Consider the following 11,989-nt stretch of genomic DNA (forward strand, 5'->3'; position numbering starts at 1 on the left):
CTCCTTACAACCTTTTTATTCTCGAAACATAAGGTGCGGCAATCTCGCGGTATATTCGGATCGCATGCAGCGCATCCGGAACCCCTATGATGATTAAGAGCGATAACAGCAGCATCATCCCCTCCATAAGCAGGCCGGTAACAGCGAAAGAATGACTGTGCGCAAACCAGACAGGATGGCTGTAAGCCAACCCCATGAGACCCATCGTCAGATTGAACCCGATCAATGGAAAACCAAGCTTGGAGCTGATCTGAGGCCCGAGACAGCCGCAGTCCACCCTTCCTTTTTTTCGGATGAAATAAGCAACACCCACACCCTGGATGAAATAGAGTAAAGAGATGCCCAAGAAGCTGAGCTGCGATGGAAAACAATATACTAAGGTCACCGACAGGACTTGCAGCAGGATGAGCAAAACATGCAGACGGGCACTTCCAGGGAAACGATCCGGATCACCGAACACACGGCTCCAGCCAAAACTCACCACCGACAACAACATCGGCAGCGTAACGGATATCGCAAGCAAATCATACATGGGTCCGTAAACTCCTTTCTCTTCAGTAGCTGATGATCCAGATGATGGAACCGATGATCAGCAGCATGGAGACCGTTTGCCGCACGGCTGTGAGCAGCGTGAGGTTGCGTACCCTCTTTTCAAGCATACGGTACACGATGGATCGGATCAGCGGGAGGCTGAACAAGGTACCGCGAACAACCCCAAACGTTGCCCCTGCCAGCAGACTCAGCCACCAAGGAGCGGCGAATAAGGAAACCAGGAGATAGGCGTGAAAGAGGACGCCCACCTGCAATGTGATGAAACCCAGGCCCAGAATTTGGCCCCATAATACCGCGGAGCGGTACCCTGCATGCTTGATCCATTCCGAGGGAACGATGAAATTGCCGGATGGAAGAATCCCCGTTTTATGAATGAACTCCAATCCCAGGAGTATGGCAAACAGCACGACAATAATATAGTTTTGATATAAACCAACCGGGGTTAATTTCAGCAAAAAATTGATGAACCCGATCACCAGTCCCGTCATAGCGCCGCCCAACGTACAGGACACGATATATACCAGCGCATATTTGGATTTACTGACCTTCGTGCTCTCCAGACTGCCTAACACATTCAGCCCACAAGTGGTATCCACGCTGGCCAGCGCGGCACCAACGGCAAATATAAAAAGCAACATCGATAACAAGTCATGCCACCTCCGCACCATTCCTAGAAATGAACCCTTCACTTCCTCATCTTATGAGTGACAGCCTGTCGATTATTTACACAAATATCCTATGCGCTTTGTATGCCTGCTACATGGCTATCTTATTGAGAAAAAAAGAAACCGTCCATGGACAATCTCCATAGACGGTTTAGATTTATGCATGCATGCTCGATGATCTCATTATGCGACCTTATGATAATCCGAGACATCCACCTCAAGCGGCATTTCGGCTGCGCGCGCTTTTTGAGCCGCTTTAAAGAATACGATGACCAATATGACGCTGATGACAGCACCCACGATGTAAGATACATTCATGGACTGCCTGAATCCGATCTGCGCGTTCAGAATGTATACCGTTGTTGTGTAAAGCATAAATGCACCGGGAATCAGCGCTACCCAGTAATTTTTACGGGCTATGAAAAGGTACATCGCACAGACAAACAAAGCAATAACCGCGGTGGCCTGGTTCGCCCAGGAGAAATATCTCCAGAGAATATTAAAGTCAATCTGCGTTAAGGCAATGGAGATGACAAACAAAGGAATGGCAATGATAAGGCGCCGCTTCATGCTAAATTGAGGCAGCTTGATATAGTCGGCAATGATCATGCGAGCGCTTCGAAATGCGGTATCCCCCGAGGTAATCGGCAGCACGATCACTCCCAATACAGCCAGCGTGCCTACAACAGCACCTAATGTCACCTTCGCGACCTCGCTTACGACAAGACCTGTTCCACCGGTAGCAAGAAGCTCGTTCAAGCCATGGGGCCCCTGGAACAAACTCATCGCGGCCGCGGCCCATACCATGGCAATGATCCCCTCGGCAATCATCATTCCATAAAAGATCTTACGTCCCTGCTTCTCGGTTTGTGTTGTCCGGGAAATAATCGGCGTCTGGGTAGCATGGAATCCGGATAAAGCACCGCACGTAATCGTCAGAAACAGCAGCGGGAAAATCGGCATATGATCCGGATGTAAATTGGCTAAGGTCAATTCCGGTATCGGTACCTGCTGTATAATCAGCATCCCGCCGACACCAAGAGACGCTATGAGTAACAGCGCGCCGAATATCGGATAGAAGCGGCCAATGATTTTATCAATGGGCAGCAGCGTTGCCAGAATATAATAAGCGAAAATGAACAGGGTGATGATCCACAAACTGACTTTGCCGTTCATCAGATTGTGAAGCAGGCTGGCTGGTGAGGTCACAAAGACGGTACCTACCAAGACCAGCAGCAGAATCGCGAAAGCGTTCACAACATGCTTCATCACTTTACCCAGAAACTTGCCAGCAAGCTCCGGCAGATGCGCGCCACGGTTGCGGATGGAGATCATGCCCGTCAGGTAATCATGGACAGCTCCGGCAAAAATACACCCCAGCACAATCCAGATAAAAGCAACCGGTCCATAGAGCGCGCCCATAATGGGTCCGAAGATGGGGCCCACACCGGCTATATTGAGGAGCTGAATCAGCGAGTTTTTGTTTGAGCTCATGGGCAGATAATCGACGCCGTCCTGATTGACATAAGCAGGTGTGGCCCGTTCTTCTTTAACTCCGAACATTTTTTCAATGTACTTTCCATAAGTGAAATATCCAATAACCAGCAGAATGATCGATATGATGAAGGTATACATGCCTTCGCCCCCTTTTTCTTGAAATCGCTTACATCGATTATAAGAAAATTATCGAAGTCCGAGGGCGATTTTGAACCAACATGTCGTCTAGGCGCATTAAGATGTTCAAATTTAAGGTTATCATGCATATCCAAGGGCTCTCATGAAGTCTTCATCCGCATCATGAGCATTCCATCCTCATCGCATCTACGTTTACTAAAGCTCTAAAGCTTCTCGAAATGCCTTGGCATAATTTCGGCTTACGGCTAGTTTGTCGCTGCACCCCTTCAGCTCCAGCTGAAATGCGCCGTTAAACCAAGGAACCAGGCTTTTGACATAATCTAGATGTACCACATAGCTTTTATGAATCCGGAAGAACGGATACTGCCGAAGCTTCGTTTCCAGCTCCTTGAGCGGCGTTTTGACATGATATTGCTTATCGGCTGTGACAATCTTGGAGTATGCATCCTCCCGTGAGATATAAATAATATCATTCGGGTCTATGAACTTGATTTCCCCCTCCACATCCAACGACAGCTTGCCCGAAGATTTTACATGCCCGCGTTCTGCAAGGTCTTCCCTCCGTAATAATTGCTCAAGCCGCCTCACCGTTTCCGCCAGTCGATCTTCATCAATGGGCTTTAACAAATAGTCCAGCGCTTCAAACCGGAAGGCCTCTACACCGAATTTAGGGTATGCCGTGGCAAATACGATTTTCGGAGGAAGCTTCAGCTCGTTCATCGCTTTAGCCGTTTCAAGCCCGTTCATTAAGGGCATTTCAATATCCAGAAATACGGCTTCCGGCTTCAACTGCATGGTCTTTAACACCGCCTGTTCCCCGGAATCCGCTTCCCCAACGATCTCCAAACTAGGATGCTGCTTCAATAAATAAATCAGTTCTTCACGGCTGTACCGTTCATCATCCACGATGAGTGTTCGAATGCGTTCGATCATGTGTAAGAAATCCCTGCCTTCATGAATGGAGTTTTAGGTTAACGGCTGCGGGAATCTGAAATTGGATTTCTGTCCCGACCGCTTCATCACTTTGGATGTTTAATGACGCATGGGGCCCATACATCAAGGCCAATCTTCTGTTCACATTATACACAGCCATTCCCGTTCCCGATGAAGAATCGAGCATTTGGCGACCCAATAACTGAAGCCGTTCCGGCGTAATCCCCGTTCCGTTGTCCTTGATTGTAACGATTACACCAGCAGCCGGATCACCCTGAATTCGGATAAGTATGACACAATGGTCTGTTTTGTTTCTGAAACCGTGGCGTATGCTGTTCTCTATTAATGGCTGCAAGGTCAGCGGCGGCACAAGCGCCTGCAGCGCAGAATCCTCTACCTCATATTGGATTTGCAGTTTATCCTCGAATCTGGTTTGTTCAATGCTCATATAGGATCTTATATGCTGCAGTTCATCCTGTAGCGTGGCCTTTTCGGCGGTTGCGGCGGTCAAATTCTGGCGGATATAGTCCGATAGACTTCGCAGCAGCTTTCTTGCTTTCTCCGCATCAATCCGTGTCAAGGAGAGGATGGTGTTTAATGCATTAAACAAAAAGTGCGGATGAATTTGTGCTTGAAGCGTCTTGATCTCAGCTTCCCTGGCAAGTTCCTTGGTTTCCTCCAATTGAGCCGCCTCCAACTGGTAGCTTAACAGCATCGTAAGACCTGACATCAATTCTGTTGTAACATGGGTAATGTCCTTCGGACTTCGAAAATAGAACTTTAGGGTACCCACGGTCTGACCTCCCTGTTTCAAAGGTCCGATGACAGCAGCTCCCAGCGGACAATCCGGCTCCTGGCACTGAATATGCGCCCGATCTGCGATCAGTTGCTCCCCTTGTTCAATGACCCGGCGCGTCACTTCCGTCTGCAGTGGACGGCCTGCCGCATGATGATCAGCCCCCGTGCCGACATGGGCCAGAATCATCCGATCATTCGTAATCGCAATCGCACTGGCGTTGACTTCCTCGTAAAGAATCCGGCATACCGCTTCCGCGGATTGCGCATTCATCCCCTGGCGCATGTATCCAATGGTCCTGCGGGCAATGCGAAGAGAAGCTTGAGCCTGCTGAGCCGCTACCTTCTCCTCTTCATTCAAGACGGATCGAATAATGAGCAGAAACAAAGCACAACCGATCCCGTTAGCTACAATCATCGGAACTCCAATATAGCCGACCAAAGACATCGCCTGTTCGAAGGGTCTGGACAAAAGCAGGATGATCAGCATTTGAAGGGACTCCGCCAATGCCCCCATTAGAAGCGCAGCTGAGAAACGAACCTGCTCATTCTTCTTATGAAACAAGCTGGCCAGAAGACCTGCAAGTATGGTCGCGAGCCCACAGGCCAAACTCGTAAATCCCCCTAATGTAAAACGGTGAAGCCCTGCTATCAGTCCTGCACCGAGCCCGATTCTGTAGCCTCCGAACAATCCGGCCATGACAACACCGACAACCCTTGAATTCGCAATCGCTTCGTCTCCGGAAACCTGCATCATCCATTTGTTGACTTCAAGTGATTCGGTGTTCACCGTAATCCCGGTATACGTACCGATTATACCTAAAATACCGAAGACTAATATGGCCTGAAGCTGTTGTACAGACGTCAGCTTGTCCTGACTTATCATCGACCGGAAGAACCTCAACCGGGTTACGATAAATGCAATCGTCACAATAATTCCAATCCGCTCGGTCATTGTAATCAGCAGTTCAAACATGGCGTCACCCCGCAATCTGACTTGGAACTCGGTTACTCGTCACGCATAGATTCCTTATGAAGTTTGCCGTAAACCTGGCAATACATACTAAATTATCATGGCTGAAGCTCAAAAAACAACAAAAAACCTCCCGCTTCAATTCGTTCTAAAGCGGAGGTTGTTAAACTCCAAACTGCCATATTCGTGTGAGAATCTAAGTTTAGATGAATATCACCTTATGAACGGTTTTCTCCATTCCATATAAATACGGTCGTTAAAGCCTTTCTCCCCCGAGTCATTTTCGGATATGCGTTTAAACTCCCGAAACCCTAATTTCTGATATAACCGAAGCGCGGTTTGGTTGCTGTCGGTCACTTCCAGAACATAACGCTTGTATGGCAGCTCCTCCATGACATGCTTCATTAAGGCGGTGGAAACGCCTTTGCCCCGCGCTTTCGTGGTAGTTGCCACACATTCGATATAACCCGTCTCGTCATCATAGGACAATGCCGGGTTAAATTCGTTTTTCATGACGTTATATGCAAATTCCCCTGTCTTGTCTCCAAATGCCTCCTGAAGCGGAGCTGATTCGACTGGCATGGCCCTCTGCCCATTATGGGAACATGCTAAAATCCCGATAATGATGCCCTGGACCTCCGCCACATAAAACACCTCAGGACTGAACAGACTTCGGAAGGCTTTCTTTAACGTGTTTCGGTCCTGGGTGAAATAGGACAATTCGTTATAATACCCATCAACAAACACTTCCGCGACTTCCTCGCGAACGTCTCGTTCATATTCTGCCATTCTTCTAATCGTAATGGAGCACATCTTGTTCTCCTCCTGTCAAAAATGTAATCTGCGCTTCATATCCTTTCGGAATCCCTTATCTGCAATCAGACACATCCCGCCAAACGTTAATAAGGCATATACGGCTGCCGCAACGGCTGTCCATAATACGTGCGACATGCCGACGGCATACAGTAATAAGGGCACAAACCCAAGCAAGATCAGGGTCAATAAGTAACCTGCGAACTCACGCCAGCGCATTTTTCTGGTGCAGCATATAACGGTAATCAGAAGGGTTGCCGCCATCATCAGGAACGGAATGACATAGCCGGTTGACCAGTAGTTTGTACCCGCTGCCACGTTAAGCCAAAGCAACATGCCGGAAAGCCCGAGCAGCTGTACGACGATTTTGCCGCCGAGATGCGACTTGGACATCAAGGTATGTCTGATGAACAGCCATGCATATAGCACGCAAGGCATGAGGTACAGACTCCACCATACTTCGTGATTTCCCAGAATATTTATAAGAACGGACAAACCGATGACGGATACTGCAATGAAGATAAGCCACTTGGATAACAGACTGCTCGCACGCTGCTCCTCTACAGCCTCATAGACGGGATACCAAGAATTGCCTACGGATGGTGCATCGCCCTTACCATGTAAATTTCTTCGGCATAAGGGACAAGTTGCGTGCGCCGGGTCTACGGATACCCCACAGCTCTCGCATCTCATGCGCCCATCCCCCAATCATTGCTGACAATCCTGATATCCAATTCGCTTAGGTTGGCAAGCTGACGAAAAAAGTGCCTGATCACATCGCTCTCAACGATATTCCTGGCAAAGGTGATGGTAAGCTGGTCATTGATCGAACTGACGGCACAGTTCATGGGACTCTTGGCCGTCGGGTACATCGTGGTTTCCATCGACTCGATATGCGCAGCCATACTCGCAGGGATCTCGACTCGGCCCAGATTGGTAAGCGTAAGCGTCTTGGCTTCTTCACCGTAATGGTCGAATCCATATCGAATCGCCAGATCCTTCAATTTCAGCGGCGTGAATCGGGATAACAGGTTCTTCTCATATTTCATGCTGCTGGCCATCGCTTGGGTTAGATAAGGCTTCGTCGATTTCTCTTTCATCTGTGCATGCACGATACCTTGTACCTCATCAAATGTCATGCCTTCCTTCATCTGTACGCCAATGTTAATGACCGCAAAAAAGTTGCGCAGGCTGCTCGAAGGGAAGACTTTTCGCAGGTTCACCGGCATGCTGATCACGATCGGCCGATTCCCGTTGTTAAAAGGCAACGTGGTCTCATAAACCGCCATGATCAAAATCGCTGTCAGGTAAGCGGTGAGGATCACTCCCTTCTGCTTGGCCGCGGCATTCAGCCGCGAAGCGTGAATCATGCCGTGGATGACGTTGTGTCCATAAGGCGAGAATCGGGTACCGGGAATTTGCAATGCCTCCGGCATTCTGGAATCGGCCGTGACCGATGTATAATGAGCTTTAAAGCTGTCCTGTGCTTCGGCATAACGGGCAAATGAAGCGGGCGGCAGAATCAGACCTTCCTTGTCCTCCACGTTCTCACCGAGCAGATATAAATATTGGAACACCAAGGTTTTGAGGAACTCCAGTGCTCCTCCTCCGTCCGTCAGCGCATGGAATATCTCCACACTGATTTTGTTGCCATGATATAAAACCCTTACCAAGCTTCCGTTCTCAGTCGAGAGGGCTGCAGGAGCACAGGGATAGGTGGTTTCCGGTTCCACCATCAAACGCGTCTCCTTCTCCCGCAGGAATTTCCAGAACAGGCCATTTCTAAGCTCGACATTTAACAGAGGGAATCGCTTTATTACGCTATCGAGCGCCTGTTGCAAAACCGATGGCTTCACGTGACTTGTCAGCATCATCGACAACCGGTAGGTTGATGAATTCTCCCTTCCCGCAACCGCGGGAAACAGCTTCCCGGCGTGGTCAAGTTTATACCATTCTTCCATCTGTTGCTCTCCTCATTTCTTTTTGAACTCCCATATAGCTGCACACAACAGCCTTATCTTATGTACGTGGCAATGCCTCTTTCACTCAAGCTTCAACCGCAGCCGATACCAAGACGGTATGCCCCTCTTCACGTGAAGGCCGCTTATCCGCCATTGAAAATCGCTTCAACAGCGATGAGCGGGTATGTATCAACATCATGGGAACGAGTAATTCGGTTCTTCGATCAATCCGGCTCTTGCCATCCGGATGCATCACGGATAACAGCATTCGCAGATAGGAAGTGGTCAGCTTTTGGAACAAGTCCGGCTTCATCGCTTGATGCTCAAAACCAAGCCCATGCGTTAATCCACGGTGCAGCAGGGTAATCCCGACCAATGCGCTGACCTTGCTGAACTCGGACTGGTCTTCATATGCACGGCAAATCTGCAGCATGGACTTTCTTGCAAGTCTTGCTATTTTCAGAGCCGCACGATCCGGCCCTTCCGATCGAATTAGTTTCAGAATCGTTTCATTATCTAAATGAAGCTCGCCGACCAGATCTCCATTCTGAATAACCGTTGAGTCCTCGCAGAGGATGCACTCTCCTCGATGCTTCTTAATCATGACCGTGCATATGCCAAAGCGCGAGATATGCGAGCTGCGGAACCTGGAAATGAAGCTGAAGATACGTTCCCATATCATCCAGGAGCTTTGCATGACGGTTTTAAGTAATTTTCGCAGCAGTTGGAACACCCCACTATTTTTTGATAGAATATTTCATTCCATGTTTTTCCGGTAGAAATCCGTTAATCTCATCATAAAGGAGATCTGCACAGGTTCACACCGTCTCAGGTACAGAGTTGCTCTCGGTCTCAAGACGTAGATGCGGATAAAACAGTTGCGCCGCGACGATCACCCCGAATCTGATGATGCGGCCCGTTCACGGTATGCCTATGCATATAAGCCGGGAACATGGCAATTTTGAACGGGTTGTCATCGGCTTATCGAATATGGAGTTGAACCTGCCTGCCATAAAAAATAATAATTTGACACGGACCCGACATCGGTTCTATTCGGTTTTTTTCGTAATATTAAAAAGTAAGCGCTTCATATTTACGAAAATGTATACTCCTAGGATAAGCAAGCGATTGTAACTGCCGTAGAGTCCATTAGGTTTACATCATACTGACAAGGATGTGACTAAGATGATGTTTTCACATTTCCGTAGGTGCGGGCTTTTGTTTCTGGCGGCAGTTCTAATTTCTGCAATCTGTATCCCATCTCCCCATGCCAAGGCAGCAGCGTTAATTACAATCGATTCCCATCAGGAAGGGCAAACGCTTCAGCCGGGTGTGGCTGAGTTATTCGGGACCTACTCCGGCGTGTATGAGCTTCAGCTCATCGTAAATGGTGAGTTTGTGACGGATGTTCAGATGGATGATCCCAACGGTGATAACAGCGGGTCCTGGTCCTACAAGCTCGACACAAGTCAATTGGACGGTTCAGTCGAAATTGTGCTGAAAGCAAATGACGCGGTTACGCGTTATGGCATCTGGTCTCCTTGGATTCACCTGAACGTCGATAATCCTGCAGCCCATATTCCGGAAGTAGAGATTACCAGCCCTATAGAGTATACGTTGCAGCGTAACAAAGTGGATATTAACATATCCGCTACAGGTAAAAATCCGATATCACTTGTTGAGCTGCGCATCAATGGTGGAGAATGGCTGCAGGTCTCCCCTGCCAAAAACGGATATCAATATACATTCGATTCGCGTCAATCCCCGCAACAGGTTCACAGCCTGGAAGCCAGAGCAACCGATACTTATGGCAATACAGGCTATAGCCTAACGGTCTATGCAAGAACAGGGGGGAAGCCCCCGGTTAACCAAGGTAAAAATCCCGCGACGGTTACAGATGCCGTCTATATGGATCTCATCCATCCTACTCAAGTTAGCGTAATAGATGAAGTATACAATCCCTCCGCGACGAATCCTGAAACGGTAACTAGCAACACCTATACTCCGGAACCACTGCCGGATCAGGATCGAGCGATCTGGATCTGGGAAAATGCCTCCTACCCTCTCGTCCTGAATCCGAACTCCCGCGTTGTCCTCTCGTCCATGGCAAAGGATACAACGACCTTTAATCAACGTCCGATTACGACACTTTATTTGGCTGTCGGTCAATATAACGGAACCAAAATGCTGGAGGATCATCGAAGCGAGGTTCAACAATTCATCGAGTGGGCACACGCCGAGGGTTTTCGGGTTCAAGCGTTGATCGCCGGCGGTACTACCCCGCCTTACTTCGGAGCCTATAGTCGATATCAGACTCATGCCGTAAGGGAATTTGAGCAGATATTGAATTACAATTTGGCCTCAGGCGAGTCCGCACGTTTTGATGGCGTGAACTTGGATACAGAACCGTATATCCTGCCGGATTTCAAAACTGCAAAGCCTTCCGTCCAGATTCAGTACCTGGATATGCTGCAGCTGCTAATGGAACGTAAGCAGGCATCGGGACTCGCCTTGTCAGTCGGCGCCGCGATTCCAAGATGGTACGACACTTCTGCCGACGCCAGCAATATTTCATGGAACGGAAAGACGAAATGGCTGTCTGAGCATATTCAGGACACAGCCGATTATATCTCGATTATGAATTATCGCGATCAGGCCGAAGGCAGCGCCGGCATCATCGCGCAAGCGCTAAATGAGCTGGCCTATGCCAATTCGATCGGCAAGCCGAAGTCGGTTGTGATCGGAGTCGAGACGAAAGACATCGCGGATGGCGGGGATCCGGAAACCATCAGCTTCCATGAAGAAGGGCGAACTTATATGGAGCAGGAGTTAAACAAGGTGTACGACGCATTTCTGAATGATTCGGCGTTTGGCGGCATTGCACTCCATCATTACTCCTCGATCGTTGATTTCCCAAGCGAATGGGGCCCTGGCGGCTACGCATGGCAGCCTCCTTCCGACCTTGAACCACCAAGCACGGTTAGCGGGGCAACAGCGGCCATGTTTGATTTTCAGCGCATTCATGTATCTTACAATATGGCGATGGATAACACGGCGGTGAATGCATATCGGATCTACCGCGGGACCGAAGCCAACTTTGAGATCGGACCGGCTACTTTAGCCGGAACCTCCAAAGGACTTTCCTACAAAGATAACGGGCTGCTGCCGAGCACCACCTATTATTATAAAATCACGGCAGTTGATATCAGCGGCAATGAAGGAGCTGCCAGCGCGGCTGCTTCAGCAACAACAGCACCGTCCACCATGAAACCGATGGTGATTGATCAGATGACCGTCACCTACTCTGCCGGTGTCGCCAGTGTCTCCTTGCAGATGGTCGATATGGAAACAAGGCTGCCTGTTACGGCCAAGATCAGCGGACGATTCACCCATATGGCAGGCAAATATGTTAATGCCGCAACAAATGCGGAAGGCGTATTCCAATCGCAGTCCGAGCTCATCTCCGTTTCCCGAGGGGAGATCGGTTTCCTGCCGCGGCGCATCATGGCGGACTCCTATTACTGGGCCAGTGCTTATGACCAACTCCCGTACCCGACGGTAATATGGGAGCCCTGAGGCTCTGTTTGATCGTAAATTACAGTCGCAGATAGACAAGAGACGCCCGGGCCTAGGCCTGGGCGTATTGTTGCTTCACTATTTTG

The 11,989-nt window shown here is 49.1% G+C and carries 10 protein-coding genes; 1 reads left to right on the forward strand and 9 read right to left on the reverse strand.

The annotated features are described in order from the left end of the window. Window positions 1-4: 4 nt before the first annotated feature. The 9 genes from PLA01S_RS19210 to PLA01S_RS19250 form a co-directional block, all read right to left on the reverse strand. Window positions 5-532 carry a MauE/DoxX family redox-associated membrane protein gene (locus tag PLA01S_RS19210; protein WP_127593581.1) on the reverse strand — a complete coding sequence of 176 codons (528 nt, stop codon included), beginning with the start codon at window positions 530-532 and terminating at the stop codon, window positions 5-7. A 22-nt stretch (window positions 533-554) separates the two neighbouring features. Continuing rightward, window positions 555-1,190: a hypothetical protein gene (locus PLA01S_RS19215; protein ID WP_246059691.1), complete on the reverse strand. Its 636-nt coding sequence runs from the start codon at window positions 1,188-1,190 to the stop codon at window positions 555-557. A gap of 210 nt (window positions 1,191-1,400) precedes the next feature. Then, a complete protein-coding gene (locus PLA01S_RS19220; protein ID WP_127593583.1) occupies window positions 1,401-2,852 on the reverse strand; it encodes a carbon starvation CstA family protein in 1,452 nt (483 codons plus the stop codon). A 195-nt stretch (window positions 2,853-3,047) separates the two neighbouring features. After that, on the reverse strand, window positions 3,048-3,785 hold the full coding sequence (locus PLA01S_RS19225) for a LytR/AlgR family response regulator transcription factor (RefSeq protein WP_127593584.1): 738 nt from the start codon (window positions 3,783-3,785) through the stop codon (window positions 3,048-3,050). A gap of 19 nt (window positions 3,786-3,804) precedes the next feature. Next, complete coding sequence (locus tag PLA01S_RS19230) at window positions 3,805-5,556, reverse strand: sensor histidine kinase (protein WP_127593585.1); 1,752 nt, start codon at window positions 5,554-5,556, stop codon at window positions 3,805-3,807. Window positions 5,557-5,766: 210 nt separating this feature from the next. Beyond that, the gene (locus PLA01S_RS19235; RefSeq protein ID WP_127593586.1) at window positions 5,767-6,366 is read right to left on the reverse strand and encodes a GNAT family N-acetyltransferase; all 600 of its coding nucleotides are present in this window, start codon (window positions 6,364-6,366) and stop codon (window positions 5,767-5,769) included. A gap of 15 nt (window positions 6,367-6,381) precedes the next feature. After that, window positions 6,382-7,059 (reverse strand): DUF6320 domain-containing protein, encoded by a 678-nt coding sequence (locus tag PLA01S_RS19240; RefSeq protein WP_127593587.1) that lies wholly within the window; start codon window positions 7,057-7,059, stop codon window positions 6,382-6,384. Next, on the reverse strand, window positions 7,056-8,327 hold the full coding sequence (locus PLA01S_RS19245) for an alcohol acetyltransferase (RefSeq protein ID WP_127593588.1): 1,272 nt from the start codon (window positions 8,325-8,327) through the stop codon (window positions 7,056-7,058). The genes PLA01S_RS19240 and PLA01S_RS19245 overlap by 4 nt, the downstream gene beginning before the upstream one ends. Before the next feature lie 85 nt (window positions 8,328-8,412). Then, the gene (locus tag PLA01S_RS19250; RefSeq protein ID WP_246059693.1) at window positions 8,413-9,051 is read right to left on the reverse strand and encodes a YkoP family protein; all 639 of its coding nucleotides are present in this window, start codon (window positions 9,049-9,051) and stop codon (window positions 8,413-8,415) included. Window positions 9,052-9,512: 461 nt separating this feature from the next. On the opposite strand from PLA01S_RS19250, the gene PLA01S_RS19255 reads away from it, so the two are divergent. Further along, on the forward strand, window positions 9,513-11,903 hold the full coding sequence (locus tag PLA01S_RS19255) for an Ig-like domain-containing protein (RefSeq protein WP_127593589.1): 2,391 nt from the start codon (window positions 9,513-9,515) through the stop codon (window positions 11,901-11,903). Window positions 11,904-11,989 lie beyond the last annotated feature (86 nt).

It is taken from the genome of Paenibacillus lautus NBRC 15380 (genome assembly GCF_004000945.1).
In the GTDB taxonomy this organism is placed as follows: domain Bacteria; phylum Bacillota; class Bacilli; order Paenibacillales; family Paenibacillaceae; genus Paenibacillus_AQ; species Paenibacillus_AQ lautus.

What these genes read in the sequence shown, in the direction of transcription:
- PLA01S_RS19210 (WP_127593581.1), bottom strand. Translation starts at nt 532, where the DNA reads ATGTATGATTTGCTTGCGATATCCGTTACGCTGCCGATGTTGTTGTCG.
- PLA01S_RS19215 (WP_246059691.1), bottom strand. Translation starts at nt 1,190, where the DNA reads ATGTTGCTTTTTATATTTGCCGTTGGTGCCGCGCTGGCCAGCGTGGAT.
- PLA01S_RS19220 (WP_127593583.1), bottom strand. Translation starts at nt 2,852, where the DNA reads ATGTATACCTTCATCATATCGATCATTCTGCTGGTTATTGGATATTTC.
- PLA01S_RS19225 (WP_127593584.1), bottom strand. Translation starts at nt 3,785, where the DNA reads ATGATCGAACGCATTCGAACACTCATCGTGGATGATGAACGGTACAGC.
- PLA01S_RS19230 (WP_127593585.1), bottom strand. Translation starts at nt 5,556, where the DNA reads ATGTTTGAACTGCTGATTACAATGACCGAGCGGATTGGAATTATTGTG.
- PLA01S_RS19235 (WP_127593586.1), bottom strand. Translation starts at nt 6,366, where the DNA reads ATGTGCTCCATTACGATTAGAAGAATGGCAGAATATGAACGAGACGTT.
- PLA01S_RS19240 (WP_127593587.1), bottom strand. Translation starts at nt 7,059, where the DNA reads ATGAGATGCGAGAGCTGTGGGGTATCCGTAGACCCGGCGCACGCAACT.
- PLA01S_RS19245 (WP_127593588.1), bottom strand. Translation starts at nt 8,327, where the DNA reads ATGGAAGAATGGTATAAACTTGACCACGCCGGGAAGCTGTTTCCCGCG.
- PLA01S_RS19255 (WP_127593589.1), top strand. Translation starts at nt 9,513, where the DNA reads ATGATGTTTTCACATTTCCGTAGGTGCGGGCTTTTGTTTCTGGCGGCA.